At 41.9% G+C, this 24,561-nt stretch carries 27 protein-coding genes, 3 pseudogenes and 1 riboswitch; of the genes and pseudogenes, 20 read left to right on the forward strand and 10 right to left on the reverse strand.

Features of this window, described 5'->3' with window-relative positions:
* Nucleotides 1-13: 13 nt before the first annotated feature.
* Nucleotides 14-121: pseudogene (locus ACFQ0V_RS00585) on the reverse strand (transposase); the annotation flags it as partial.
* Nucleotides 122-129: 8 nt separating this feature from the next.
* Nucleotides 130-264 (reverse strand): hypothetical protein, encoded by a 135-nt coding sequence (locus ACFQ0V_RS00590; protein WP_381008680.1) that lies wholly within the window; start codon nucleotides 262-264, stop codon nucleotides 130-132.
* An 88-nt stretch (nucleotides 265-352) separates the two neighbouring features.
* Between ACFQ0V_RS00590 and tnpB the strand changes: the two genes are divergently transcribed.
* Entirely contained in the window at nucleotides 353-1,504 is a 1,152-nt protein-coding gene (gene tnpB / locus ACFQ0V_RS00595; protein WP_381008682.1) for an IS200/IS605 family element RNA-guided endonuclease TnpB, read from the forward strand.
* 96 nt (nucleotides 1,505-1,600) lie between these two features.
* Nucleotides 1,601-2,299, forward strand: a complete 699-nt coding sequence (locus ACFQ0V_RS00600) for a sensor histidine kinase (protein WP_381008684.1) — start codon at nucleotides 1,601-1,603, stop codon at nucleotides 2,297-2,299.
* 40 nt (nucleotides 2,300-2,339) lie between these two features.
* Here ACFQ0V_RS00600 and ACFQ0V_RS00605 read toward each other — a convergent pair whose 3' ends face one another.
* A complete protein-coding gene (locus tag ACFQ0V_RS00605) occupies nucleotides 2,340-2,528 on the reverse strand; it encodes an SE1832 family protein (RefSeq protein WP_381008686.1) in 189 nt (62 codons plus the stop codon).
* 121 nt (nucleotides 2,529-2,649) lie between these two features.
* On the opposite strand from ACFQ0V_RS00605, the gene ACFQ0V_RS00610 reads away from it, so the two are divergent.
* From ACFQ0V_RS00610 to ACFQ0V_RS00640, 7 genes and pseudogenes are all read left to right on the forward strand, one after another.
* The gene (locus ACFQ0V_RS00610; protein WP_381008687.1) at nucleotides 2,650-4,587 is read left to right on the forward strand and encodes a cation:proton antiporter; all 1,938 of its coding nucleotides are present in this window, start codon (nucleotides 2,650-2,652) and stop codon (nucleotides 4,585-4,587) included.
* 101 nt (nucleotides 4,588-4,688) lie between these two features.
* A pseudogene (locus tag ACFQ0V_RS00615) lies at nucleotides 4,689-5,792 on the forward strand (DNA topoisomerase); the annotation flags it as partial.
* A gap of 704 nt (nucleotides 5,793-6,496) precedes the next feature.
* The gene (gene ltrA / locus ACFQ0V_RS00620) at nucleotides 6,497-8,323 is read left to right on the forward strand and encodes a group II intron reverse transcriptase/maturase (RefSeq protein ID WP_381008689.1); all 1,827 of its coding nucleotides are present in this window, start codon (nucleotides 6,497-6,499) and stop codon (nucleotides 8,321-8,323) included.
* A gap of 79 nt (nucleotides 8,324-8,402) precedes the next feature.
* A complete protein-coding gene (locus ACFQ0V_RS00625; protein ID WP_381008691.1) occupies nucleotides 8,403-9,482 on the forward strand; it encodes a DNA topoisomerase in 1,080 nt (359 codons plus the stop codon).
* A gap of 19 nt (nucleotides 9,483-9,501) precedes the next feature.
* The gene (locus ACFQ0V_RS00630; protein WP_381008693.1) at nucleotides 9,502-10,038 is read left to right on the forward strand and encodes a hypothetical protein; all 537 of its coding nucleotides are present in this window, start codon (nucleotides 9,502-9,504) and stop codon (nucleotides 10,036-10,038) included.
* Between the two features lie 79 nt (nucleotides 10,039-10,117).
* The gene (ybaK, locus tag ACFQ0V_RS00635; protein ID WP_381008695.1) at nucleotides 10,118-10,618 is read left to right on the forward strand and encodes a Cys-tRNA(Pro) deacylase; all 501 of its coding nucleotides are present in this window, start codon (nucleotides 10,118-10,120) and stop codon (nucleotides 10,616-10,618) included.
* Complete coding sequence (locus tag ACFQ0V_RS00640) at nucleotides 10,618-11,253, forward strand: YczE/YyaS/YitT family protein (RefSeq protein WP_381008697.1); 636 nt, start codon at nucleotides 10,618-10,620, stop codon at nucleotides 11,251-11,253. The genes ybaK and ACFQ0V_RS00640 overlap by 1 nt, the downstream gene beginning before the upstream one ends.
* A 34-nt stretch (nucleotides 11,254-11,287) precedes the next feature.
* Here the strand turns inward: ACFQ0V_RS00640 and ACFQ0V_RS00645 are convergent, their stop codons facing one another.
* The 5 genes and pseudogenes from ACFQ0V_RS00645 to ACFQ0V_RS00665 form a co-directional block, all read right to left on the reverse strand.
* Nucleotides 11,288-11,905, reverse strand: a complete 618-nt coding sequence (locus tag ACFQ0V_RS00645; protein ID WP_381008698.1) for a hypothetical protein — start codon at nucleotides 11,903-11,905, stop codon at nucleotides 11,288-11,290.
* 186 nt (nucleotides 11,906-12,091) lie between these two features.
* Entirely contained in the window at nucleotides 12,092-13,246 is a 1,155-nt protein-coding gene (locus ACFQ0V_RS00650; protein ID WP_381008700.1) for an RNA-guided endonuclease InsQ/TnpB family protein, read from the reverse strand.
* A pseudogene (locus ACFQ0V_RS00655) lies at nucleotides 13,243-13,756 on the reverse strand (IS607 family transposase). Before ACFQ0V_RS00655 ends, ACFQ0V_RS00650 begins: the two are co-directional and overlap by 4 nt.
* An 83-nt stretch (nucleotides 13,757-13,839) precedes the next feature.
* On the reverse strand, nucleotides 13,840-14,526 hold the full coding sequence (gene bshB2, locus ACFQ0V_RS00660; protein ID WP_381008702.1) for a bacillithiol biosynthesis deacetylase BshB2: 687 nt from the start codon (nucleotides 14,524-14,526) through the stop codon (nucleotides 13,840-13,842).
* A gap of 15 nt (nucleotides 14,527-14,541) precedes the next feature.
* Nucleotides 14,542-14,892 (reverse strand): YojF family protein, encoded by a 351-nt coding sequence (locus ACFQ0V_RS00665; RefSeq protein WP_381008704.1) that lies wholly within the window; start codon nucleotides 14,890-14,892, stop codon nucleotides 14,542-14,544.
* Nucleotides 14,893-15,015: 123 nt separating this feature from the next.
* Here ACFQ0V_RS00665 and ACFQ0V_RS00670 point away from each other — a divergent pair, with 123 nt between their 5' ends.
* The 5 genes from ACFQ0V_RS00670 to ACFQ0V_RS00690 all read left to right on the forward strand — a co-directional run bounded on the left by ACFQ0V_RS00670 (nucleotide 15,016) and on the right by ACFQ0V_RS00690 (nucleotide 17,256).
* Nucleotides 15,016-15,636 carry a DUF4230 domain-containing protein gene (locus tag ACFQ0V_RS00670; protein WP_381008705.1) on the forward strand — a complete coding sequence of 207 codons (621 nt, stop codon included), beginning with the start codon at nucleotides 15,016-15,018 and terminating at the stop codon, nucleotides 15,634-15,636.
* Between the two features lie 5 nt (nucleotides 15,637-15,641).
* On the forward strand, nucleotides 15,642-16,334 hold the full coding sequence (locus tag ACFQ0V_RS00675; protein WP_381008706.1) for a uracil-DNA glycosylase: 693 nt from the start codon (nucleotides 15,642-15,644) through the stop codon (nucleotides 16,332-16,334).
* Nucleotides 16,319-16,504, forward strand: a complete 186-nt coding sequence (locus ACFQ0V_RS00680; RefSeq protein WP_381008708.1) for a uracil-DNA glycosylase — start codon at nucleotides 16,319-16,321, stop codon at nucleotides 16,502-16,504. The genes ACFQ0V_RS00675 and ACFQ0V_RS00680 overlap by 16 nt, the downstream gene beginning before the upstream one ends.
* The gene (locus ACFQ0V_RS00685) at nucleotides 16,501-16,785 is read left to right on the forward strand and encodes a YwdI family protein (protein WP_381008710.1); all 285 of its coding nucleotides are present in this window, start codon (nucleotides 16,501-16,503) and stop codon (nucleotides 16,783-16,785) included. The genes ACFQ0V_RS00680 and ACFQ0V_RS00685 overlap by 4 nt, the downstream gene beginning before the upstream one ends.
* A gap of 90 nt (nucleotides 16,786-16,875) precedes the next feature.
* Nucleotides 16,876-17,256: a DUF423 domain-containing protein gene (locus ACFQ0V_RS00690; RefSeq protein ID WP_381008712.1), complete on the forward strand. Its 381-nt coding sequence runs from the start codon at nucleotides 16,876-16,878 to the stop codon at nucleotides 17,254-17,256.
* Nucleotides 17,257-17,405: 149 nt separating this feature from the next.
* Here the strand turns inward: ACFQ0V_RS00690 and hemQ are convergent, their stop codons facing one another.
* Nucleotides 17,406-18,188 (reverse strand): hydrogen peroxide-dependent heme synthase, encoded by a 783-nt coding sequence (hemQ, locus tag ACFQ0V_RS00695; protein WP_381008811.1) that lies wholly within the window; start codon nucleotides 18,186-18,188, stop codon nucleotides 17,406-17,408.
* Nucleotides 18,189-18,407: 219 nt separating this feature from the next.
* On the opposite strand from hemQ, the gene ACFQ0V_RS00700 reads away from it, so the two are divergent.
* From ACFQ0V_RS00700 to ACFQ0V_RS00710, 3 genes are read left to right on the forward strand one after another with little or no spacing between them, the layout of a single operon-like run.
* Nucleotides 18,408-19,238 carry a lipoate--protein ligase family protein gene (locus tag ACFQ0V_RS00700; protein ID WP_381008813.1) on the forward strand — a complete coding sequence of 277 codons (831 nt, stop codon included), beginning with the start codon at nucleotides 18,408-18,410 and terminating at the stop codon, nucleotides 19,236-19,238.
* Between the two features lie 59 nt (nucleotides 19,239-19,297).
* Nucleotides 19,298-20,602 carry an HD domain-containing protein gene (locus ACFQ0V_RS00705; RefSeq protein WP_381008714.1) on the forward strand — a complete coding sequence of 435 codons (1,305 nt, stop codon included), beginning with the start codon at nucleotides 19,298-19,300 and terminating at the stop codon, nucleotides 20,600-20,602.
* Between the two features lie 11 nt (nucleotides 20,603-20,613).
* Nucleotides 20,614-21,117, forward strand: a complete 504-nt coding sequence (locus ACFQ0V_RS00710) for a YwgA family protein (protein WP_381008716.1) — start codon at nucleotides 20,614-20,616, stop codon at nucleotides 21,115-21,117.
* A 27-nt stretch (nucleotides 21,118-21,144) separates the two neighbouring features.
* On the opposite strand, the gene ACFQ0V_RS00715 is transcribed toward ACFQ0V_RS00710, so the two are convergent.
* A complete protein-coding gene (locus tag ACFQ0V_RS00715) occupies nucleotides 21,145-21,330 on the reverse strand; it encodes a 2-hydroxymuconate tautomerase (RefSeq protein ID WP_381008717.1) in 186 nt (61 codons plus the stop codon).
* Between the two features lie 70 nt (nucleotides 21,331-21,400).
* On the opposite strand from ACFQ0V_RS00715, the gene ACFQ0V_RS00720 reads away from it, so the two are divergent.
* The 3 genes from ACFQ0V_RS00720 (at nucleotide 21,401) to argS (ending at nucleotide 24,261) form a co-directional block, all read left to right on the forward strand.
* The gene (locus ACFQ0V_RS00720) at nucleotides 21,401-21,901 is read left to right on the forward strand and encodes a YwhD family protein (protein WP_381008719.1); all 501 of its coding nucleotides are present in this window, start codon (nucleotides 21,401-21,403) and stop codon (nucleotides 21,899-21,901) included.
* 276 nt (nucleotides 21,902-22,177) lie between these two features.
* Nucleotides 22,178-22,600 carry a DUF1934 domain-containing protein gene (locus tag ACFQ0V_RS00725; protein WP_381008721.1) on the forward strand — a complete coding sequence of 141 codons (423 nt, stop codon included), beginning with the start codon at nucleotides 22,178-22,180 and terminating at the stop codon, nucleotides 22,598-22,600.
* Nucleotides 22,597-24,261 (forward strand): arginine--tRNA ligase, encoded by a 1,665-nt coding sequence (argS, locus tag ACFQ0V_RS00730; protein WP_381008723.1) that lies wholly within the window; start codon nucleotides 22,597-22,599, stop codon nucleotides 24,259-24,261. The genes ACFQ0V_RS00725 and argS overlap by 4 nt, the downstream gene beginning before the upstream one ends.
* 59 nt (nucleotides 24,262-24,320) lie before the next feature.
* Nucleotides 24,321-24,504, forward strand: a riboswitch (cobalamin riboswitch).
* Nucleotides 24,505-24,561: the final 57 nt, after the last annotated feature.

A 24,561-nucleotide genomic window follows, 5' to 3' on the forward strand; every position in this document is an offset into this window, starting at 1 on the left:
AGCCCTGACTACCTTATGTTTGAATGTACTGTTGAATAGTCTCTTTGCTAGCATTTCCAATGCTGCATGAGAAGTATCCATCACTCCAAAAGGTTTGTTCCTTCCAGAAATGTTGAGAAACGTATTTCATCACTTATTCAAGCCTTTTCGTATTAACTCATATACAGCACCAGAGAAACTTGAAATGTAATTTTCTTTTTGGTACTTTTCGATTTCTACTACTAAATCTATCGGAAACTTAATCAACTTGGCTACACGTTTCATCGGCCTCACCCCTTTTTAAAATGTATGCTTGACATACACTGTATGTCCAAAATATATTTAGTATATGCTATGAAGGAGGTGAAAAGCAATGCTTATTCACAAAGCGTATAAATTTCGTATTTACCCTAACAAAAACCAAGAAGTTTTAATTGCTAAAACAATCGGTTGCTCTCGTTTTGTATTTAATCACTTTTTAGCTAAATGGAAAGAGGCGTACGAAGAGACAGGCAAAGGGTTAACCTATTCGACTTGTTCTTCTCAATTAACACAATTAAAGAAAGAATTGGAATGGCTAAAAGAAGTAGACAGTATCGCTTTACAATCTTCTCTTAAAAATCTTGCGGACGCATATAGTAGATTTTTTAAGAAACAAAATAAAGCACCTCGCTTTAAATCTAAAAAGAATAAAGTTCAATCTTATGTTACGAAACACGTCAATGGCAATATCGCTATAGTAGGGAATAAGATTAAATTACCGAAACTAGGCGTAGTAAAGTTCGCTAAAAGTCGTGAGGTGGAAGGACGTATTTTAAACGCTACAATTAGACGTAACCCGAGTGGCAAATACTTCGTATCGATACTTGCGGAAACTAATGTAGAGAAATTACCAAAAACCAATTCTTCCATAGGGGTAGATGTTGGTCTGAAAGACTTTGCGATTCTTTCGAATGGTGAAGTATTTAGTAATCCTAAATGGTTTCGTAAGCTAGAAGAAAAGTTAGCAAAAGAACAGCGTATATTATCTAGAAGACGAGATTTAGCAATAAAACGAAAATGTCAATTAAGCGAAGCTAAAAACTATCAAAAACAAAGACGGAAAGTCGCAAGAATTCATGAGAAGATCATCAATGCACGAACGGATTACTTGCAAAAAATCTCTACTGAAATCATCAAAAACCACGATGTGATCGGAATAGAAGATTTGCATGTATCCAATATGCTAAAGAACCGTAGACTATCGAAGGCAATTAGTGAGGTTTCATGGTATCAATTTAGAACGATGTTGGAATATAAAGCGAAATGGTACGGTAAGCAAGTAATCGTGGTATCTAAAACGTTTGCCAGCTCTCAATTGTGTTCGTGTTGCGGATACAAAAACAAAGACGTTAAGAATCTCAATCTTCGTGAATGGACGTGCCCGTCATGTCATACACATCACGATCGAGATATTAACGCAAGTATTAATCTCAAAAAAGAAGCCGAAAGACTTCTAACCGTAGGGACTACGGGGATCGCCTAATCAATTAGAGCTCGTTAGAACTCTGTACTTAGGAATCCACTACGGCTTTAGCCTAGTGGTAGTTCAAATGCGAGTGTCGATGAATCATTGCGCGACTTGACGAAAAAATTACAGCTGGCAGAAGAAGAACGCACGCAACATGATCAGCTGCGAGAAGAGTGGATTACAGGGCTTTCTCATGACTTGAAAACCCCGCTCAGTTCGATGTACGGCTATGCAGTCATGTTAAATTCGGACTATCATTGGTCGGAAGAAGAAGTGAGACAATTCGCTGAAACGATTGAAAAGAAAGCATCGTATATGAACGCTTTGCTCGATGATTTGAATTACACGTACGCCTTGCAACATCGCCAAGTTACTTTAGAAGAGCGACCAGTTCAGTTGCTTCAGTACGTAAAAGATTATAGCGAAAAACATATACAAGCATCACGTCTATCTGTACAAGGAGAAGAAGCGAGTGTCTTACTCGATGCTATCGCTTTTGAACGGGTGTTAGACAATGTCGTGTCAAACGGATTGAAGTATTCGGAAGGAATCGTCCGTATACGAGTAGAGCGTAGAAACGATGAGGCGATTTTGTCGATTTGGAATGAGGCAGAGCCTTTGCCAGAACAATTGTTACAACAAATGTTTGAACGCTACTATCGAGGCACGAATACGAGTGAGACGATAGAAGGAACGGGACTGGGACTTGCGATTGCCAAACAAATCGTTCACCAACAACACGGTACGATTGTGGCACGCAATGCGAGTGGCGGAATCGAAATCGTCATCACTTTGCCAATGGATCAATAAAAAATACCGTTTTCGTCAATTGACGAAAACGGTATTTTGTTTATTCAGGTGTATTCGCAAGCATTGTGCGCAATTCACGTAAACGTTCTTCCATACGCGCAAGACGCTCTTCTGATTGTTCGACTTGTTTCGCATGACCTGTCACTTCTAATTTCTCGATGTCATGTTGTAAGTTCATATAGTCGTACTTCACTTCTTCCATTTCTCGTTCAATTTGTTTGCGGTCCATTTACAAAACTCCTCACATGTATTAATACTTTTAGTTTAACGTAAGATGAAGATTGTTTCCATTTTTATTGGGTATAGTGTAGAATGGTCGATATTTCGTTAGTAGATAGGGGGATACATAGTTGTTCGATTCATTATTATTTGATCTCATGTTCGTCGTTTTACTCGGCATCATTTCGCAATGGGTCGCTTGGCGATTCAGCATGCCAGCGATTGTCGTCATGTCGATTGCAGGATTGCTCGTCGGACCGATTTTAGGGTTTATCAATCCTCAAGAAACGATGGGAGATTTATTCAGCCCTATTATATCGCTCGCTGTTGCGATTATTTTATTTGAAGGTAGTTTAAATTTAGATTTTAAAGAAATTAAAGGGTTTAGTAAGCCAGTCGGTCGCATCGTCACATTCGGTGCGTTTATCGCATGGATTGGTGGTTCGCTCGCGGCGCATTACGTCGCCGGTTTGTCATGGGCAGTCGCTTGGATTATCGGGGGCTTGTTCATCGTTACAGGGCCAACTGTCATCTTGCCTCTTTTACGTCAAGCGCGCCTCAAGCCGAGACCTGCTGCGATTTTAAAATGGGAAGGGATCGTCGTCGACCCATTCGGCGCTTTGCTTGCAGTATTTGCTTATGAGTTCATTAAGTACATTAATGGTGAAGTGAACTTCAATACATTGCTCATGTTCTTTGCCGCTTCTGGATTTGCGATCTTTATCGGTTGCTTTGCTGGCTGGTTTATCGGACGCAGTTTAGAGCGCGGTGGAATTCCAGAGTTTTTAAAAGCACCGGTACTCTTTGCTGTCGTCATATTTACATTCGTATTATCGGATGAAATTATGCACGAAACAGGCTTACTTGCCGTCACTGCGATGGGGATGATGATGGCGAATATGCGCATCTCAAGCCTCGATGATATTAAACATTTCAAAGAAAACATTTCAGTTTTACTCATTTCAGGAATTTTCGTCATGTTGACAGCATCACTCAGCCCTGACGTCTTGCTTCAAATTATGAATCCGAATATTATCGCATTCGTCGTCGTCATGTTAATCGTCGTCCGTCCATTATCGATTTGGATTTCAACGATTGGGACAGAATTAAATTACCGTGAGAAATTGCTCATCGGTTGGATTGCGCCGCGTGGAATTGTCGCTTTAACTGTTTCAGGATACTTCGCAACGATTTTACTCGATAATGGCTATAAAGATGCGGAAATTTTAACAGCCTTGACGTTCGCACTCGTCTTCGGTACCGTCGTCCTTCACGGATTTTCAATCAGTTGGGTTGCGAAAAAGCTTAACTTAGCGACGACTGACGATTCTGGTGTCTTGCTTGTCGGGGGTACGAAATTTGCTGCGGACTTTGCGGAAGCGATTCAAAAAACCGGCAATGATGTCATGATTGTCGACCGCAACTATTCGAACTTAGTAAGTGCACGAAATAAAGGGATTAAAAGCTATACAGGAAATATTTTATTAGAACAAACCGAATTAAATGTCGACTTAACGCCGTATCAATACATGATTGCGATGACGCATTCAGACCGTTACAACGCAAATGTGTGCGCTGATTTCGGTCCGGATTTAGGCTATGATCATTTGTATCAAACAGAAACGCGCCGAGTGAATGATGAAGCGGAACGCCCGTTGAAAGCAGGACAATCTTTATTCATTCCGGCATTGCCCATTTCCGAACTAGAGCGACGCATCATTCGAGGAGACGTCATGCGACGTACACTCATTACGAAACAGTACAGTTACACGAACTACTTGCGCGATCGAGATAATCAATCCGTCTTATTGTTCATCGAACGTGAAGACGGAACGCTCGAATTTTTCTCAGAAGATAAAGAAATTCAAGCGTTCGCAGGAGATACAGTCGTCGCACTCGCTTCTCCTCAAAAGACGATCGAGCGCGTGAAAGAGCGCCTCGATGAAGAAGGGGCAGCGAAAGAAGAAAATGTGAAAGAAGTGGTTGACTACTATGTAGAACCGACTTCTTTCGAAGAGACAAAAGGTTACAAAGACTTGCCGGGAGAAGCACCTCCTACAATAAAATAAAAGTAAAACGATAAGGTGTCACAACTTGTGCATCTTATCGTTTTTTCTATTTTCAGTAGAATCGTGGTAAACTAAAAGGAATGAATGGAAAGAGGGATCACATGGCAAAATCAGTAGTACTTGCAGAGAAACCGTCAGTCGCTCGCGATATCGCGCGCGTCTTGAAGTGTCATAAAAAAGGAAACGGCTATTTGGAAGGAGACCGCTACATCGTCACGTGGGCGCTCGGTCACCTCGTCACACATGCGACACCGGAACAATACGATAAAAAATATCAAAAATGGACGTTGGAAGATTTACCGATCATTCCGAATCCGTTTAAACTCGTCCCGATTCGTCAAACGACGAAGCAATACAACGCGGTGAAAGCACAGTTGAACCGTAAAGATGTAAATGAAGTGATCATCGCAACGGATGCGGGACGTGAAGGAGAGCTAGTAGCACGTTGGATTTTAGAACGCGCAAACATTCGCAAACCGATCAAACGTCTTTGGATTTCTTCCGTTACAGATAAAGCGATTCAAGACGGTTTCCGTCAATTGAAAGACGGACGTGCGTACGACAATTTATACGCAGCAGCGGTCGCTCGTGCGGAAGCGGACTGGATCGTCGGCATCAATGCGACGCGCGCACTCACAGTGAAGCATAACGCGCAACTTTCAACGGGACGTGTCCAAACACCGACGCTCGCGATGATCCGTGCGCGAGAAGAAGAAATACAAAACTTTAAACCGAAGACGTATTACGGGTTAGAAGTACAGACGGATGATGCACTTTTCGTCTGGCAAGATGCGAAAGGCAATACGCGCACATTCGATGAATCAAAAATGAAAAAGATGTTCGCACAACTCGAAAATGAAAAAGATGCAGAAGTCGTTCATGTCGAAACGAAACCGAAAAAAACGTATGCGAAACCGTTATTCGACTTAACGGAGCTTCAAAAAGAGGCGTTCCACCGTTGGAAATGGAGTGCGAAAGAAACGTTAAACACGCTTCAAAACTTGTACGAGCGTCATAAAATTGTAACGTATCCACGAACGGACTCGAAACATTTAACGAGCGACATGCAGTCGACATTACTCGATCGCATCCGTGCTGTAAACCGTGGAACGTACCGTGACATTGCACAACAAATTGCACGTACGAAACCGCTCGTCATTCAAAAAGGTGTCGTTAACGATAAACTCGTCACCGATCACCATGCGAGTGCGACACGTTAATCCGAAATTCTAATAGAAATATTAGTTGGGACGATTTATTAGAAAACTGAAGAATCCTTGAGAGAAATGAAAGCCGTCATGCTGTGCTGAAACTCTCACACTGATACTCCCCTAAGCAGGAAAGTGGACTATTACGGAACTGTTTAAAGCGGGGTAAAGTCGGCGAAAGTGAACAGGAATTAAGAACTGTTACTTAGAGTAGTCGGGTGGTTGTAATATATGGTGAGGATGTATGAATGTACTGACGAACTTCTGAATGTACGGGTCTATAGGTGGTTATCTTGTCTGTGATGATAAGGTATTACTAAAAACGGTAAGTTAGTGGAGTTAAGTAAGATTTTGCGTTATGAAAAACTCTATACCGAGCAAAAGACGGTATCAAGCTAACAGGCTCAAAGGAAGCACCTAAGTATTACGTGAACGGGACTCTTCGGAACGTGGGAAGCCAAGAACTGTATCTGTATTACAGAAACTTATAGTCGAGGACAGTTGTAGACGAAAATCCTTCGGGTATAATAAGCTACTTCATCTTGGTGAAAGTAGTGCCACAGTACCGATGAAACTATGATAATAAATAGTGGAGGGATAGGCACAAGTCAAATAGGAATAGATTAATTGATTCAAAACAAACTCTGTTTTTCGGGTAAGAAAGGGAAAACAATTTTCTGAAAAGGAGTTGTCCCAACAGAGTGACGAACAAATATAGATACAATGATTACTACGATATGACAAAAATATTTGATGACCTATACAAAAGGTCACAAAACAACGAATCGTTTCGAAATTTAATGAACATTATCTCAAGTGAAAACAATATTCGATTGGCGTTTCGCACAATTAAAAGCAACACAGGTAGTCAAACGGCTGGTACAGATAAACTCACAATAAAAGATATTAAGAATGAATCATTGGAATCGTATATCCAAGCAGTACAGGAAAAGTTCGAATTTTACAAACCTGATACGGTTAGACGAGTCCATATTCCGAAAGCTAACGGTAAAACAAGACCTTTAGGAATACCCACAATGATTGATAGACTTGTGCAACAATGTATTAAACAAGTGTTAGAACCGATATGTGAAGCAAAGTTTCATCCGCACAGTTACGGTTTCCGTCCGAACCGGAGTACAAAACATGCCATTTCAAGAATGATGAGTTTAATTAACATTGGAAAATTTTATTATACTGTGGATATAGACATTAAAGGTTTCTTTGATAATGTCAATCATACAAAGTTAATTAAGCAAATGTACGCTTTAGGTATTACGGACAGGAAATTAATCAGTATTATTAAAGCGATGTTAAAAGCACCCATTCAAGGAGAAGGTATTCCAAACAAAGGAACACCACAAGGCGGAATTCTTTCCCCTCTCTTATCTAATATTGTGCTAAATGAACTGGACTGGTGGATTTCTTCGCAATGGGAAACGTTCACAACACAAAGAATATACAAAACCTATGCAAGTCAGTATAACCAACAAAAGAAAACGAACTTGAAACAAATGTATATTGTGAGATACGCAGACGATTTTAAAATTATGTGCCGAGATTATCAAAGTGCGAAAAGAATACTATGTGCAGTTAAAGACTGGCTGAAAATTCGCTTGAAGTTAGAAATCAGTGAGGAAAAATCAAAAATCATTCATTTGCGGAAAAACTACTCCGACTTTTTAGGAGTAAAAATCAAAGCTGTGAAAAAGGGGAAAACCTTTGGAGGATATGTCGCTCAATCGTATATTTCAGACAAAGCACTTGAAAGAATGAAAAAGGAGATAAAAGAGCAAGTCAAAATTATCCCCGATAACATTCAATCATCCCATGTTACAAAACTTAACAGTATGATTTTAGGTTGGCATGAATACTATAGCTGTGCTACCTACTGCAATATTGACTTTGCGAAATTAGCCTTCACGTTGACACCATATATGCACCATAAGTTAAGACAAGTAGGAACTCATTTAAAGCCAAATGACACCGATATGTCACCGCTATATAAGAAATTCTATGGGAAATCTGAATCGAAAACATGGAAGATTCATAACGTATGTATTTATCCAATTCATTACGTTCAGCATAAGAAAGTAATGAATTTCAGTCAAGATATTTGTGATTATACAAAGGAAGGTCGAATGAAATCGTCAAAAAGTCTTACAAGTCAAACAAGAGACGATATTATTCAATTAGCAAAGATGTATAATCCGTATGAAAGTGCTGAGTACAATGATAACCGAGTTTCAAGAGCTTCCATGACACAAATGAAGTGTGAGGTCACAGGGAATCAGTTAACCATAGAAGAACTACATTGTCACCATGTAGTACCAAGAAATTTAGGTGGCAACGACGATTACAAAAACCTACGAATTGTCCATAAACAAGTGCATGTATTAATACACGCAACAACAAACGAAACGATAAAGAAATACCAACATATCATTGAAGATAAAAAAGCCCTAAATAAGCTAAATAAACTTCGAAAACATTGTTATCTTGAACCAATTAACCTACAGATTATTTGATGGAACGCCGTATGAGGGGAAACTCTCACGTACGGTGTGGAGGAGGGGAAAACAAGTACACTTAACGGATAATGCCGAAGTGGAAAGTTACCTATTCCTATTCATCCCGACGGAAGAGCCACCGAATTATATGAGTTTATCAGGTAGCGAAAAACAGCTGTACGATTTAATTACCGCACGTTTCCTCGCAACATTTTTAGGACCTGCGGAATTCGAACAAATGACGGTGACGATTCGAGTAGGAGATGAGACGTTTAAAGCGCGTGGTGAAAAAATGACGAAGCTCGGTCATCGTGCAGTAACGGAGTCGACGTTGACAGAATCGACATTACTACCTAGTTTCTCGAAAGGGCAGAAACTCCCGATTCGCTCTTTACATCGCACATCAGGGGAAACGAAACCACCTGCACGCTTTAACGAAGGAACATTGCTTGCAGCGATGGAAAACCCTTCAGCCTTCATGCAAGGCGAGTCGAAACAAGCGGTTCAAACATTGCAAGAAACAGGAGGAATCGGTACAGTCGCGACGCGCGCTGAAATTATCGAACGTCTTTTCCAAATGTTTGTCATCGAGAAAAAAGGGAATGAGCTGTACACTACGTCAAAAGGCCGTCAATTATTGAAGTTAGTCCCAGAAGAGCTCAAATCTCCAGCATTAACAGCAGAATGGGAAACGAATTTAACAAAAATCGCTCACGGAAAAATGAAAAAAGAAGCATTTATCCAAGAAATGGTTGACTTCTCTGAAAAAACTGTAAATAATATAAAGAAAGACACAACGAAGTTTAAGCACGACAATATTTCAGGAAAAACATGTCCAGACTGCGGGAAATTTTTACTTCGCGTCAACGGAAAACGCGGTGTCATGCTCGTCTGTCAAGATCGAGAATGTGGCCATCGTCAAAATGTTTCGCAACAGACGAATGCGCGTTGTCCGAATTGCCGTAAAAAATTACAATTACGCGGTGAAGGAGAAGGACGTATTTTCGTTTGTTCATGCGGTCATCGTGAAAAACTATCCGCATTTGAAAAGCGTCGTAAAAAATCGACCCATGCGAAAGCAGATAAACGAACGGTACAAAAATATATGAAACAACAAGATGATGAACCAGTGAACACAGCATTAGCTGACGCTTTAAAACAATTATTTGATAAATAAGGGAAAGGAGTGAAGTGAAATGAATGCGATTTTATCAGCAGTTGCACAAGATAAGTTAAACCGTTACGATACGGTGCGTCGCAAAAATGCGGAACAAGCGTATACGACGCAAACGAGTATGAAAGATTCTAAAGAAGCGCTCGTTAAACGATTAGAAGCGTTACTTCTCGGAACGTTAACAGAAGAAGAAGCGTTAGAGACGGTGAAGGATCAACAAAAGCTACAAGTCGGTCAAGTGAAGCAAGTTCCTCTCCCGCTCGGACAAACGTTAGAAGAAACGATTCGTACGTGGGGAGATGCTCGTGCGGAAGCGGAAAGTGACTTCTCGAGCCCTACAGATACCGCTCTTCACGGTCAAGCGTCAAGTGCGATTCGCCATGCAGAATCGGTCATCGCACTTCACAACCTCGCTCGTAATCTTGCGAAACAGCCGTGGGTTGCGCAACATATCCCACCAGAGATTCCGTCTTATGAATCAGTCGCAACGAGAACGTATACGACACAACAAAATTTATTATCGTTACCTTATGCGCCAAATGTCAGTTACGTCGCATAACGGAAGCCGTCTTTTCGAAATCGAAGAGGCGGTTTTTTTCGTACATTTCATGTAAAATAGAACGAAAGGAGCGAGGTTTATGGCGAAGAAAAAAATACAAAAGACGAATGCAGTTCGTCTACTCGAACAGAAGAAAATACCATTTGAATTGAAAGAATATGAAGTGGAAGACGGTCAAATTGACGGCACGTCTGTCGCAAAGAAGACGGGGGAAGCTTTTGAACATGTGTACAAAACACTCGTTGCGATGCATGAGCGTGAACGTTTCGTTTTTCTCATTCCAGTCGATCAAACACTCGACTTAAAAAAAGCAGCACAAGCCGTCGGAGTGAAAAAAATCGAGATGCTCCCTCTCAGTGAATTGACGAAAGAAACAGGATACGTACGCGGTGGATGTGCGGCAGTCGGTATGAAAAAGTTATTTCCAACGTATATAGAAGAGCGAGCGAAAGAACAAGAAACGATCGTTGTGAGCGCTGGGAAGGTCGGCTTGCAAATGGTCGTTTCACCACTCGATTTAGCGGATGTCACAGAGGCGAAATTCACATCGCTCATTGTCGAAGAGGAGTCGAACGTTTAATGAATCGCACAGTATTTTGGAGATGGGCCTTTTATTTAGGTGGCATGATTATTTTATCTTTTGGGATTGGAATGACGATTCGAGGTGAACGTTTCGGCATCGGGCCGTGGGATGTATTTCATTACGGCTTAACGGAAACGATTGGCTTAACGATCGGTATGTGGAGTATCATTACCGGTTTTTTAATTATACTCATTACTGCATTATTTACACGCAAGTTTCCGAAAATCGGTACGTGGATCAATATGGTCGTCATCGGAACGTTTATCGATATTAGTTTGCTCGTTTTGCCAGAAACGCCGACATTCGCTACAAGTTTAACGAGTTTCGTTTTAGGTGTCATCGTCATGGGAATCGGTGTCGGCATTTACATCGCTCCGAATTTAGGTGCAGGGCCTCGCGATAGTTTAATGTTATTGTTTATGGATAAGTTAAATATGAGCATTAATACAGCACGTACGCTCATGGAAGTGCTCGTCGCAATCGGCGGTTGGTTCCTCGGCGGACCTGTCGGTATCGGAACAGTACTCATCGCATTCGGGCTCGGTTCTTTCGTTCAACTGGCGATGCCGTACAGCACGAAAGTGTTAAAACGCCTCATTCCAGAGCGCGATCACTACCTTTTAAATGAATGACAAAAAGCTGACCTTTTTTAAAAGGCCAGCTTTTTTAAGCTTTCAATCGTTGAAAAGAATGATACAACGTATATTTCTGCATGCCGTGTGTCACGTTCATTAACTGCTGAAATTGCTGTTCGGCTGTCGCTTCATCGCCTTCGTAATGAGCGATGAGGGACGCTGCAGAAAAGCGTGTCCACGGAGACGTTAGTTTCGTTTCGTAAAGACGAGCTTCTTCAAACTCTCCACGCATCGCGTGCGCAATGAGTAAAAAATAAACGCGATATTCAGAAGGGGATAAGCTTTCAGCATGCGCTTGTAAAGCGTCCGCATCTTTTTCGAAAATCGCTAAATTCCCTTTGTACACCATTTGCATTTCAGGTTGCGGGAAGCGCTCGAGCATCGTATGAAGCGCGTTGATTACTTCCTCATCTGTCCCGTGTGCTAGTTGATAAGAATAATTAAAAATTGGACGTTTCGCATTGTTTTTCATGTAGCGATCGACGAGTTTTAAATTATTCGTTTTGTAAATGATGTAAAATGGCCAACTGACTGAAATGATCATGAACACTAAAAAAATAGCACCGATCGTCACATACGTCGGCAAGCCGAGCGATTCAAATGTGAACGCGAGTACAATTCCGAGTCCTACTAATAATAAAATACGCATAAAAGGTAAACTTCTCACAAATCGTCATCTGCTACTAAAAACATGATCAAATATATTCATCTGATAATGCTAGATTATTTCTTGCTTCTACGTGTTCCGCCTCGCCACTTGCTCGCTACTACGGGTTGTGTAACACTCCACAAGCGTCAATTCCGATGTAGCCCACCGTACATATACAAAGATTCGTTATGTTAATACTTTGTATTCTGTTGCATACTTTAAATTTAAACTGGCGTTAAAGTCACGGTCGATTTCAATGCCGCACTCATCGCATACAAATGTACGCTCGGACAAGCTGAGCTTCAACTTTTTCGCCCCACAGCACGAGCACAATTTCGACGATGGATAAAAACGGTCAACTTGTCGTAGCTCAATGCCATTTTCTTTACACTTAGCGAGTAAATATTCTTTGAAATAAAAGAAGTTTTGCTGTGCAATTGCTTTGGCGAGATGGCGATTTTTCATCATGCCTTTGACGTTTAAATCTTCAATCGTGATATATGCTGGTTTGGCTTTCACCAGTTCATTGACAACAAAACGAATATATTCTTTTCGAATATTCGTCAATCTAGCATGCAGTTTCTGCAAACGTAGGATTTGCTTCTGCCTGTTTTTAGCGCAGAATTCACCTCTCTTTCGATGTTTATTTTGTTCATAGCTACGACTAAGCTTGCGCTGCTGTCGTTTCATACGCTTTTCAAGCTTTTTAATTTTTGACGTTTTATTAATATTTTCATAGTCTCTATGATGACTGCATACCGCAAACTGCTTCAATCCAACATCTACACCGATGCCGTCCATTTCGGGCAAGTGTTCAGCTTGTTGTGATGCCATTTCACAAAGCACCGAGATGTAGTAACGATCTGCTTTTTGTGAAATCGTACAGCTTTTTACAACCGCGTCACATGGAATATAACCATATTCTTTTAAACACACCCAGCCGAGCGTCGGAACCTTGATACGATGACGCTCGACCAGTAAATCCGTTTTGTTGTTTTTCGGAAAATACGCTTTGACGTGCTGGTCCTTTTTCTTCTTAAAGCGCGGGAATTTCGCCAAGCCTTTGAAAAAGTTTTTAAATGCACGGTCACCATTCATAATCGCTTGCTTTACCGCTTTGCTGGATACATCTTTTATCCAGCAATCTTGCTCTTTTACGTACACATTGTTTAACCATTTTGAAAAATCATAGCCTGATAAGTGGCTACCCGTTTCTTTATAGTGGTGTTGTGCAGTGGCAAGGTATAAATTATAAACATATCGACACGTGCCAATGGTTTGATTGATTTTTTGACGTTGCGCATCTGTGAGCATGATTTCTGTTTTAAATGCTTTTCTCATAACTCATCATCGTCCTTGATTTTCTTCTTGTATTTCTTTAATCCGTCAATCCGACAAGAAAACACAGGAATAATTGAAATGAGGTCTTGAACAAGTTCTTCTTGTGGAGAAAGTTTTTCGTTATTCACCACAATGACTTCCACACCATTTTTCTTTAAAAACTGCTCAAACCACTCGTAACCAAAACGAACAAAGCGATCTTTGTGAGAAATAATAATTTGATGAACCTCTTTTTGTTGTGTTAATTCAATCAATTCATTCTATTTTTTCGGTTATAATTTAAACCACTGCCAATATTGGTCATTTTGAGACTCTGGCATAAATAATTGTCTTACCTACTTTATTTCCACGAATTCCCACATACTCTTCATATTGAGTATGTGTATAATATCTCCTTCCTTTAGGGTTTCGATAAGCAATTAATTTTCCTTCCCTGTCCCATCTCTGAAGTGTAACAACTGCCACACCGAGCATAGAAGCAAATTCTTTTGGTTTATAAATCTTTTCCATGGATACATTTTATAATATATGATTATATTTGATAATATTTTTCATTGCAGTTTAGTCCTCCTTATGCGTATTAGTATATCAAATTATTCGACCGTATCGTTAGACCAATCGTATGTGTAAAAATATTCATTTTCGAAATAAGCAGTCGCATCCGGCATACCTTTTTTGATACCGTCTTTTAAGTTGCCGAGTACGAGCGCCGTTTGAGAAGCATGTGCTTCAAGCGCTGCTTGTTTCTGTTTCGCCATTTCAGGTAAATAATGATGAATATTAGGCTCTCCAATATGTTCGACCGTGTCGTTTGCGAATGCGATTAAATGAAGTTTCGGACGTTCGTCTTCTGGAAGTGCTCGGACTGCACGAATGACCGCACGTGCGGATGCTTCATGATCCGGATGGACAGAAAATCCTGGATAAAAGGAATAAATGACAGACGGTTGTAATTCATCGATATACGCCGCTACTTTTTGCGTCATTTCTTCATCATCTTCAAATTCTAATGTTTTATCGCGTAAGCCACCGAGTCGCACATCTTCAACATTCATCGCGCGACAAGCGTTCATCAATTCTTCTTTTCGAATGCTTGGCAATGTTTCGCGATTCGCAAATGGGGGATTGCCGAAGTTGCGTCCCATTTCACCGAGTGTCCAACAGACGTAAGTGACAGGCACTCCGAGTTCGCGATATTTCGATAATGTTAAGCTACATCCGAATGATTCATCATCAGGATGAGGCAAAATGACGAGTACGTGACGTTCTTTCTCTAACATAGTATTCCTCCTTTATTATTGGGCGAAAGGCGTTTCGCTAATTTGTAAGCTGACGGCAAGTTTGCCTTCTCCGTCGAGTCCTGCCATGAGGAGACGATTTTCTTCGTCTACGATATAATGGGTAATCCCTTGCGCATATACCCAGCCGCCATTTAATTTTAAGCCGACGCGATGGGGATAGTCAGGTGTTACTTTCCCGAGTGAATAGTTCAGTTGTACGTTGCGGATGAACGCACCGCTATTAAAAAAACCTTCTTGGAAATGCGCCGCATATGCACCATTCGTCGTTTCTAAATGGATGTAAACGGGGCGGTTCGCAAGCTTGTTTAGTTCTTGTTGTAATGGATTGACTTGTACAATTTGCATCATGATTCCTCCCTTATAGATATATTATAAAGAAGCCTATTTTAAATTGCGACGAACTCGTGTTTGAAGTTGTAAAAAGAATGAAACTTTCTTATGCTTATACGAAGAAAAGGAGTGAAACGAATGAATTCATCAAAGAAACGTCCTATTATTTGGACCGTTGTGTTCGGTATGTTTCTCATAACAGGTCTTATCGTTTATCTCGTTTATTCATTATTTTTAGGTTCATCGATGCAAGAACGCAAATCGCAAGTGCTCGAACAAATTCGAGACGTATCGGAACTTGCGACGGCAGAAGCGGTGACGAAAGTCATTATCGAACGAGAAGATAATAAAGTGTTCGGCCAATCGATCGGCATCAATTTACCAGGAACGAAGCGACAACTACTCGTTGTCATTCCAGGCTCGGTGAAAGCAGGAATTGACTTATCACAAGTGAAAGAAGAAGATTTCATCATCGATGAAGAAGAAAAAACGGTACTCTTCCGAATTCCGCACGCGGATTTTTTAGGCGGTGTTAACCTCGACTTTGAACGTGTCGACATTTATTCTTCAGAAGGGCTTTTCCGTTCAGAAGCGACGATTAATGAAGCTTACGAGTTGGCAGAAGAAGCCGTGAAGCTCGTGCAAGAAGAGGCGAAACAACAGCAAGTACTCGAACGAGCGGAGAAAAACGCCGAACGTCTCATCCGTGAGTTGTTTCAATTTGAAGGGTATACTGTAACTATTGAATATAAGGAGTGAATGTCTTGAAACAATTAATCGGCAATGACTGGGATGAGCGCCTGCAGCACATTTTCGCATCATCTTCTTACGAAGCATTGCGCCAGTTTTTAAACGAAGAATATGCGACAGCGACGATATTTCCAGAGATGGACGACATATGGACAGCTCTCAAATGCACGCCATTTTCAAAAACGAAAGTTGTCATTCTCGGACAAGATCCGTATTATCGACCGAATCAAGCGCACGGGATGAGTTTCTCTGTGAAACCCGGGGTTGCATTACCCCCAAGTTTGCGCAATATGTTTAAAGAGCTCGCAGCAGACCTTCAAGTGGACGCTCCGACAGAAGGAACGTTAACAGGTTGGGCAACACAAGGCGTTCTTTTACTAAACGCGGTGCTCACAGTACGTGAAGGCGAGCCGAACTCACATAAAGGAAAAGGTTGGGAAGTCGTGACGGATGAAGTCATTCGTCAATTGAATGAAAAAGACGAACGTGTCGTGTTCATTTTATGGGGCAATGAAGCGAAAAAGAAAAAAGCACTCATCGATCAATCAAAACATGTCATCGTTGAAGGAGTACATCCGAGTCCGCTCAGTGCGAGTCGTGGATTTTTCGGAAGCCGTCCTTACAGCCGTACGAATGAAGCGTTACAGGAAGCAGGACTTGCACCGATTGATTGGGAGAAGGTGAGTATCGGATGGCCCATTCCGTAAAGCCGAACTGTTTTCGTTGTCGTTATTTCCGCGTGACGTGGGAACGCCAAAATCCGAGAGCTTGTGAAGCATACGGATTTAAAACGCGTGAAGTCCCGTCAGCGGTCGTCTTACGTTCGTCAGGTTTACCTTGTATGAAATATGCACCGAAAGAAGGAAATCGTTCATGAATTATGAAGCTATTTTAAACGAAATTGAACAACAATTAAAAAGTGCTCGTACGACATCTGAAACAGCAGACATTCGAGCCCGTCTCACAGCGATTCAAGCATTGTGCAATGCTGCGCTAGGGGGAGCGAGCCGTCCAGCAAGTGCTGCAGCTTTAACTGTACAACCAATTACTGCTACATTTGTCACGTCGGAATCCAATCCACTCCCGGTTACAGCGGCAGCACCATCTGTTCGTTTAGAAGAAGATGATGCGAATGGTGATTCTTTATTCGATTTTTAGTTTGTTTTTATTCATGTTAAATTCATAAAGCTTTCGTGCGAAAGTGATATACTAGAAACTAGTAAAAAATTGAAAAAGGAGTCGGAAGACATGCCATTTTATTTAATAGCAGGTGCGATTAACGCAGTCATTGGCGTTGCACTCGGTGCCTTCGGAGCGCACGGCTTAGAAGGAAAAGTTGAAGATAAATATTTAAAAGTGTGGGAAACAGGAGTTCAGTACCATATGTACCACGCCCTCGCATTACTCGTCGTCGGAGTGTTAATGAGTTCATCATTTTTCGGTGAAACACCGATGCTCAAATGGGCAGGAAACTTATTCATTCTCGGGATCATTTGCTTCTCAGGTAGTTTATATGTGACGACAATCGCAGGAGGCGGCCTCGGGAAATTCGGTCTCATTACACCACTCGGTGGCGTACTCTTCATGATCGGCTGGATTTTATTTATCGTGGCGATTATTAAGCGATAATCTTCATATAGACGCTCTACTTCATTTGTTTGAATGAAGTAGAGCGTTTTTTGTTCATCTTCCGTTCATCTACACTTTTTACACTAAAGAAGAACAAGTCCAAAAAAAGCACCGATCCTAGTTGAAGTAGAATCGGTGCTTTGTATGACTTATAGAGCGAAAAATTGTGCGCGATCGTCGCCATCGAGTAAATGACCGACGAAGAATGAACCGAACACGCCGTAACGTGCACTCACTTCATCGAAGCGCATTTCGTAAATTAATTTTTTGAATTGGAGAACGTCGTCTGCGAAAAGTGTAACGCCCCACTCATAATCGTCTAAGCCGACAGAACCTGAGATGATTTGTTTTACTTTTCCAGCGTAGCTACGTCCGATTAAGCCGTGGCTGTACATGAGTTTACGACGTGTTTCCATATCGAGCATGTACCAGTTGTCATTGCCTTCACGCTTTTTATCCATCGGATAGAAGCAAATGTAAGGGCGACGTGGAAGTTCAGGGTAAAGACGTCCACGAACGTATGGGTTTTCGTATGGATCTTCGTCAGACTCACCAGCTAAGTAGTTTGAAAGTTCAACGACTGAGAAGTATGAGTATTCTTTCACTAAGAAGTCTGCAATTGCAAGCTTGTTGAATTTCGCTTCAAGCGCTTGAAGTTCATCTAATGTAGGACGAAGCATCATTAACATGAAGTCTGCTTTCTGTCCGATTACTGTATAGAAAGCGTGGCTTCCTGTTTTTTCGTCGTCTGCTTTTTGGAGTTCGTCTAAAAACGCAACGAATTCTTGAACGATTGTGTTACGTTCTTCTTGTGCAAGCATTCTCCAGCTCGCCCAATCTACAGAACGCAAATCATGTAATACGTACCAACCATCTAAAGTTTGAGCTGCTTCGTTCGCCAATTGTGCGGACTTTGCGAGCTCTTTTTTCATTTCTTCATTCACTTTAGTCAACTCTCCTTTAAAAATAGTTTCAAGCCAAGTGTAGCACATCTTTACTAAAAGTTATGCTTTCAAGTCCCCCTGTCATCAATTTGCCACGAACGAATCGACTTCTTCCTGAGCTTTTTACAACTGTTTCTTTTGTCTATGGAAAAAAGCTGATATGCTAAAAGAAGAATTTGAACGATAGGGAGAAGCACAATGGATCAAATTGAACGTATGTTATATCGAAAGACGTGGCGTTACATGGATGAATCGCTCATCTCGCGCTCACGTTCAGCATTAGAATCGTTTGCGACAGACGATACGTTATGTCACATCGTTGGCCAGCAAATGAGTGAGGCGATCGTTCGCACATGGGTGCACGACCAGACGATCGTGCTCGGCATTCAAGATTATCGCTTACCATATGTAGAAGAGATGATGGATTATTGTCGCACGAGAGGATATACGCCGATCGTACGCAATTCAGGTGGTTTAATGGTGGCATTAGATGACGGGGTATTGAACATTACACTCGTCTTCCCAGAAGATGTCGGATCAATTGACATTAACGACGGATATGAAGCGATGTTGGCATTTGTCCAAATGCTCTTTCCAGAAGCGGAAGGACGGATTGAGGCGTACGAAATTGTCGGCTCATACTGTCCAGGAAGCTATGATTTAAGCATCGACGGCAAAAAGTTTGCAGGCATTTCGCAGCGACGTGTTCGCAATGGCATCGCGGTACAAATTTATTTAAGCATTGAAGGAAGCGGAAGCGAACGTGCCGCATTCGTCCGTGAATTGTATGACATCGGCTTGCAAGGAGAAGAGACGAAATTCGTTTATCCTAATGTACAGCCAGAAGTGATGGCATCGTTAAATGAATTGTTAAATGAACAATTTACAGTAGCGGACATCGTACATCGTACGGAGCGACTCATTCACTTACTTGCGGAACGAGTCGAAAATCATCCATTCACAGATGAAGAACTGACATGGTATGATTATTATTTAAGACGGATTTTCAAAAGAAATGAGAAGTTATTCGCTAAATGAACGGGGCTCAGCGTAAGTGTTGAGCTTTTTACTATCATAGGCATTGCAGGAGGTGTGCGATGATTCCATATCACGAACAAAAACTAACAGAAGAGAAAGTGTTTAAAGATCCGATTCATCATTACATCCACGTGCGTGACCGTGTCATTTGGGATGTGATCGGAACGAAAGAATTTCAACGTTTGCGTCGCATTCGCCAACTCGGTACGACATATCTCGTCTTCCACGGAGCGGAGCATAGCCGTTTTCAACATTCCCTCGGCGTGTACGAAATCGTACGTCGCATCGTCGACGATGTGTTTACAGGACGTCCAGAATGGCGAGAAGAAGAACGCCTCGTCACACTTTGTGCTGCCTTGCTTCACGATTTAGGACACGGACCGTTTTCACACGCTTTTGAAAATGTATTCGAGCTCGATCATGAACAGTATACGCAAGCGATTTTGCTCGGCGATACGGAAGTGAATGAAGTGCTGTCACGGGTCGCACCTGATTTTCCGGAACGAGTGGCGAATGTTATCGAAAAGACGTATCATGATAAATTAGTCGTCAGTTTAATTTCGAGTCAAATCGATGCGGATCGTATGGATTATTTGCAGCGCGATTCGTATTATACTGGGGTCAGTTACGGCCATTTCGACATGGAGCGCATTTTGCGTGTTATGCGTCCGTCGGAAGAACAAGCGGTCATTAAATATAGCGGGATGCATGCGGTAGAAGATTACATTATGAGTCGCTATCAAATGTATTGGCAAGTATATTTTCATCCGGTATCACGCAGTGCAGAAGTCATTTTAATTAAAATTTTGCATCGTGCGCGACAGTTATATAAAGAAGGGTACATATTCCAATCGGAACCGACTTTGTTCATTCCGTTTTTCAAAGAGTGTGTGACAGTGCAAGACTATGTTGCCCTAGATGAAAGTATTTTACTATCTACTTTCCAACTTTGGCAGCGAGAAGAAGATGCGATTTTATCGGATTTATGTACGCGATTCATTAATCGACGTCTGTTTCAATATGCGGAATTTGACCCCGCGACGGAGTACCAAAAATTCGGTGAACTCCAAAAGTTGTTTGAACGTGCTGGACTCGATCCGACGTATTATTTAGTGACGGATTCTTCTTCCGATTTGCCTTACGACTTTTACCGGACTGGAGAAGAGAATGAACGCATTCCGATTCATTTACAAATGCCAGATGGCACCTTACAAGAATTGTCTCGAAAGTCTGAGATTGTCGAAGCGATTTCGGGGAAAAGACGAACAGACCATAAAATATATTATCCAGAAGATGTGTTACAGCGTGGAGCGGAAACGAATCCGCACTATGCAGCGATATTGCAATTGATCGGTGAGAAATAGGAGTGGTGAACGTGTTACAAGATCATGCGAAGCTCGTCCAATTCATTCGCAAAGCGACAGAAGTGCGCGGACGAAAAAAATTACAAAAGATGATTTATATTGCGAAGCGTTGTGGAGTCCCTTTTAATGAAAAATATCAATTACACATGTACGGTCCTTATTCAGAAGAACTGACATGTCGTATTGAAGAATTGTGTGAACTCGGTTTTTTACAAGAAGCGTTAGAAGATAAAGGGTCGTACGTCGTTTATCGTTACGAAGCGACAGCGACAGGCCTTGAATTTGCGGAAACGTTTACGGATGAACAATTCATTCCAGAAGCACTGATTACAAGCATGCAGTCGAAAAGTTCGCGCTTTTTAGAGCTCGTTTCGACTTTATACTACTTCGACGAATTGTCGAAAGAAGCGCAAATTGAGAAAGTGAAAATCGTGAAAAACAAATTGAATTATACGGATGAAGAATTTGAAGAAGCGTTCGTTTATATCGAAGAGCTTGCGAAATTAGTCCAATAAAAAAAGAAGGGGGATCCCTTCTTTTTTTTACTGGTCGCTAATGCGTTTTCCGCCTTTTGCGAAGTTTTCTTTTTTCATTTCTTCAATGACGACCCAAATACCTTCAGCAGGTGCGCCTACTGATTCCGACACAGCTTGTGTCACTTTGTCGCAAAGTTCACGTTTCTGTTCTTCCGTGCGTCCTTCTAACATTTGTACAGTTACAATTGGCATTTGATTTCCCTCTTTTCGTTAATATTCGGTATAGTATATAGTATAGCAGAATTAAAGGGGGTAAAAAATGATGTCAAATAAAAAAATGTCTTTTACGATTATAAAAGATGATCCGACAGACGGACATAAAGGGTTCGGAATCGGTTCGATTTCACTTGAGAACGTCACGCCACTTTTCATCGACGTTCAAGAAGAGGAAGCATATATTGAAGTTGGCGCGATGCATGCGCGTGGCCCGACAGAACGCGGTATTAAATTTACGAACGACCGAGCGGATTCAGAAGGTGGCAAACCGTACTGGCTCGTTTGGGTGACGATCGACTTTAAAGAAGAAGGACCGTACTACGCAGGAATGACTGCATGTGAACTCGTCGTCAATCGTGAAAAACGTCGCGGATATAAAATTTTAGCCGATCACGTGAACAATTTAGACCGTTCGATGAAACGACGCATTATCGTCGACCAAATGGATGACGCATCAAAGCGCGTATTGGCGAAATTTTTAGAGGAACATAACGCAGAAATGTGGGAGCGTAGCGAAGCGGAGTTACACGAACAATTAAGAGTATAATATGAACAAAGCGTGACATTTTATCGATAGTTTTTCATAAGAGGTTGAATGTCAGTTCGAAAGCAAGTAAACTAATAAATACAGCTTCTATATGTAAGCTAGGACATTGAGCGGACAAATTTAAGAAACCAAGCATCTTATGTTTGCCTGCTCGAACAGAAGGCTTTCCATTTCTCGTTTTGAGAAAGGAGAGCTTTTTTCAATTATAGAACGATAGGCAATCTCGCATGAGAACGTTATAATGGATAAAGATTGAAGAAGATAGTAGGTGACAAGATGGAACAAGCGATTCAATTGAAAATTCGTTCGCTCATTCAACACCCTGGACATGAACCGATGATCGAATATCAAAAAGTAGACGGTACGCTTTTTAAAAAAGCGCGTTCTACGTATATTCGGTACGACGACCGCATGTCAGGTGAAGTCATTCAAACGACATTGAAAGTGTCTGAACGCGAACTCGTCATATTTCGAAAAGGGGCAGTGACGATGAAATTACCGCTCACAATCGGTTTACGTCGTGCAGCGACATATTCAAATAACGGAATGAACATGCAGCTAGAGAGTGAAGCAGAACGATTGCTCGTGAGACGTGAAGAAAATCAATATTCTATCGACGTTACATATCATCTCTATGCAAATGAAGATAAGCTCGGCACTTACGAGCTCGCAATAACTTATACGGAGGCGACAGCATGAACGCAGTACAGCAAGTAGAAGAGCAAATTAAAGCGACATTGAAAGAAGCGGTAATCAATGCACAGTTAACAGACGCACCAGACGAATTAAACATCCATTTAGAAACACCGCGTAACAAAGAGATGGGTGACTATGCGACGAACGTAGCGATGCAATTAACGAAAGTAGCAAAGCGTGCACCACGCCAAATTGCAGAAGCGATTCTCGAACATTTACCAGAAAATGAATGGATCGAATCGATTGAAATTGCAGGACCTGGATTTATGAACATCCGCGTGAAAAAAGACTACTTAGCAGATGTCGTGAAAACAGTGCTCGCACAAGGTGAGACATACGGTCGTTCAAACGCCGGACAAGGTGAAAAAATTCAAGTAGAATTCGTATCAGCGAACCCGACAGGAGACCTTCACTTAGGTCACGCACGTGGCGCATCACTCGGCGATTCATTGTGCAATATTTTAGATGCAGCAGGGTATGACGTATACCGCGAATATTATATTAACGACGCAGGGAATCAAATCGATAACCTCGCGATGTCGATTGACGTTCGTTACGCGGAAGCGCTCGGCCAAGAGAAAGAAATGCCAGAAGATGGCTACCGCGGTGCAGACATTGTCGCATTAGCGAAAAAAATCGCAGAGCGTGACGGCGATAAATGGTTGAACGTCGACGAACAAGAACGTCTCCAAGCGTTCCGTCAAGAAGGGCTCGACTACGAACTCGGCAAGTTAAAAGAAGACTTAGCGAATTTCCGCGTATCATTCGATCGTTGGTATTCTGAAACATCGCTCTACGAAAGTGGAAAAATTGATACAGCACTCGACGCATTGCGCGCGAATGGTCACGTTTATGAAGAAGAAGGAGCGACATGGTTCCGTTCGACGACGTTCGGTGACGATAAAGACCGCGTACTCATTAAACAAGACGGTTCGTACACGTATTTAACTCCGGATATCGCGTACCATAAAGATAAACTCGACCGCGGCTTTGAAAAGCTCATTAACATTTGGGGAGCGGATCACCACGGTTACATTCCACGTATGCAAGCAGCGATTGAAGCGCTCGGCTATGACCGCGACACGTTAGAAGTAGAAGTCGTTCAAATGGTACAACTATTTAAAGACGGCGAAATTTTCAAGATGAGTAAGCGTACGGGTAAAGCAGTGACGTTGCGTGAACTTGTAGAAGATGTCGGACTCGATGCGGTTCGTTACTTCTTCGCGATGCGTTCAGGCGATACGCAAATGGACTTCGACTTAGACCTCGCAGTATCTCAGTCGAATGAAAACCCAGTCTACTACGCACAATACGCACATGCGCGAATCGCTTCGATTTTACGTCAAGCGGCAGAACAAAATATGGAAGCGGACGTAGAGAAAGCTTCTTTATTAACGTCAGAAAAAGAAATTGAATTAATGCGTAAAGTGGGCGACTTCCCACAACTCGTATCGGATGCAGCGCGCGCACGTGCACCGCACCGCATTACGACGTACGTACAAGAATTGTCATCGACATTCCACAGTTTCTACAACGCGCAAAAAGTGATCGACTTAGAACAACTCGATCGCTCGGCAGCTCGTCTTGCGCTCGTCACAGCGACGAAACAGACGATTGCGAACGCACTCCGTTTAGTCGGAGTAGCAGCGCCAGAAAAAATGTAAAAAGTTTCATCGAAAGCGAACTGATTTTTAATCGGTTCGCTCTTTTTGTGTATAATAAGAACGGACTTCAAAGGTGAGGTGCTCGCTTTGGCGAGAGAATAGGGAAGGATGTGAAAATCATCTACGGGCCCGCCACTGTGAAGCGTTCGGAATGCGAAAAACCACTGAAAGAAAAGGACTCTTTCGGGAAGGGAGCATTCATCATGCGTCAGTCAGGAGACCTGCCTCAACTTTTCACACCACTCGCTCGGCACGAGTGTCAAGCCGTCCTCTTGCACGTGTGAAAGAAGTCGAACGGTC

The sequence above is a fragment of the Savagea faecisuis genome, assembly GCF_042675605.1.
Classification (GTDB): domain Bacteria; phylum Bacillota; class Bacilli; order Bacillales_A; family Planococcaceae; genus Savagea; species Savagea faecisuis.

What these genes read in the sequence shown, in the direction of transcription:
- ACFQ0V_RS00590 (WP_381008680.1), bottom strand. Translation starts at nt 264, where the DNA reads ATGAAACGTGTAGCCAAGTTGATTAAGTTTCCGATAGATTTAGTAGTA.
- tnpB (WP_381008682.1), top strand. Translation starts at nt 353, where the DNA reads ATGCTTATTCACAAAGCGTATAAATTTCGTATTTACCCTAACAAAAAC.
- ACFQ0V_RS00605 (WP_381008686.1), bottom strand. Translation starts at nt 2,528, where the DNA reads ATGGACCGCAAACAAATTGAACGAGAAATGGAAGAAGTGAAGTACGAC.
- ACFQ0V_RS00630 (WP_381008693.1), top strand. Translation starts at nt 9,502, where the DNA reads ATGAATGCGATTTTATCAGCAGTTGCACAAGATAAGTTAAACCGTTAC.
- ybaK (WP_381008695.1), top strand. Translation starts at nt 10,118, where the DNA reads ATGGCGAAGAAAAAAATACAAAAGACGAATGCAGTTCGTCTACTCGAA.
- ACFQ0V_RS00640 (WP_381008697.1), top strand. Translation starts at nt 10,618, where the DNA reads ATGAATCGCACAGTATTTTGGAGATGGGCCTTTTATTTAGGTGGCATG.
- ACFQ0V_RS00645 (WP_381008698.1), bottom strand. Translation starts at nt 11,905, where the DNA reads ATGCGTATTTTATTATTAGTAGGACTCGGAATTGTACTCGCGTTCACA.
- ACFQ0V_RS00650 (WP_381008700.1), bottom strand. Translation starts at nt 13,246, where the DNA reads ATGAGAAAAGCATTTAAAACAGAAATCATGCTCACAGATGCGCAACGT.
- bshB2 (WP_381008702.1), bottom strand. Translation starts at nt 14,526, where the DNA reads ATGTTAGAGAAAGAACGTCACGTACTCGTCATTTTGCCTCATCCTGAT.
- ACFQ0V_RS00665 (WP_381008704.1), bottom strand. Translation starts at nt 14,892, where the DNA reads ATGCAAATTGTACAAGTCAATCCATTACAACAAGAACTAAACAAGCTT.
- ACFQ0V_RS00670 (WP_381008705.1), top strand. Translation starts at nt 15,016, where the DNA reads ATGAATTCATCAAAGAAACGTCCTATTATTTGGACCGTTGTGTTCGGT.
- ACFQ0V_RS00680 (WP_381008708.1), top strand. Translation starts at nt 16,319, where the DNA reads ATGGCCCATTCCGTAAAGCCGAACTGTTTTCGTTGTCGTTATTTCCGC.
- ACFQ0V_RS00685 (WP_381008710.1), top strand. Translation starts at nt 16,501, where the DNA reads ATGAATTATGAAGCTATTTTAAACGAAATTGAACAACAATTAAAAAGT.
- ACFQ0V_RS00690 (WP_381008712.1), top strand. Translation starts at nt 16,876, where the DNA reads ATGCCATTTTATTTAATAGCAGGTGCGATTAACGCAGTCATTGGCGTT.
- hemQ (WP_381008811.1), bottom strand. Translation starts at nt 18,188, where the DNA reads ATGAAAAAAGAGCTCGCAAAGTCCGCACAATTGGCGAACGAAGCAGCT.
- ACFQ0V_RS00705 (WP_381008714.1), top strand. Translation starts at nt 19,298, where the DNA reads ATGATTCCATATCACGAACAAAAACTAACAGAAGAGAAAGTGTTTAAA.
- ACFQ0V_RS00715 (WP_381008717.1), bottom strand. Translation starts at nt 21,330, where the DNA reads ATGCCAATTGTAACTGTACAAATGTTAGAAGGACGCACGGAAGAACAG.
- ACFQ0V_RS00720 (WP_381008719.1), top strand. Translation starts at nt 21,401, where the DNA reads ATGTCAAATAAAAAAATGTCTTTTACGATTATAAAAGATGATCCGACA.
- ACFQ0V_RS00725 (WP_381008721.1), top strand. Translation starts at nt 22,178, where the DNA reads ATGGAACAAGCGATTCAATTGAAAATTCGTTCGCTCATTCAACACCCT.
- argS (WP_381008723.1), top strand. Translation starts at nt 22,597, where the DNA reads ATGAACGCAGTACAGCAAGTAGAAGAGCAAATTAAAGCGACATTGAAA.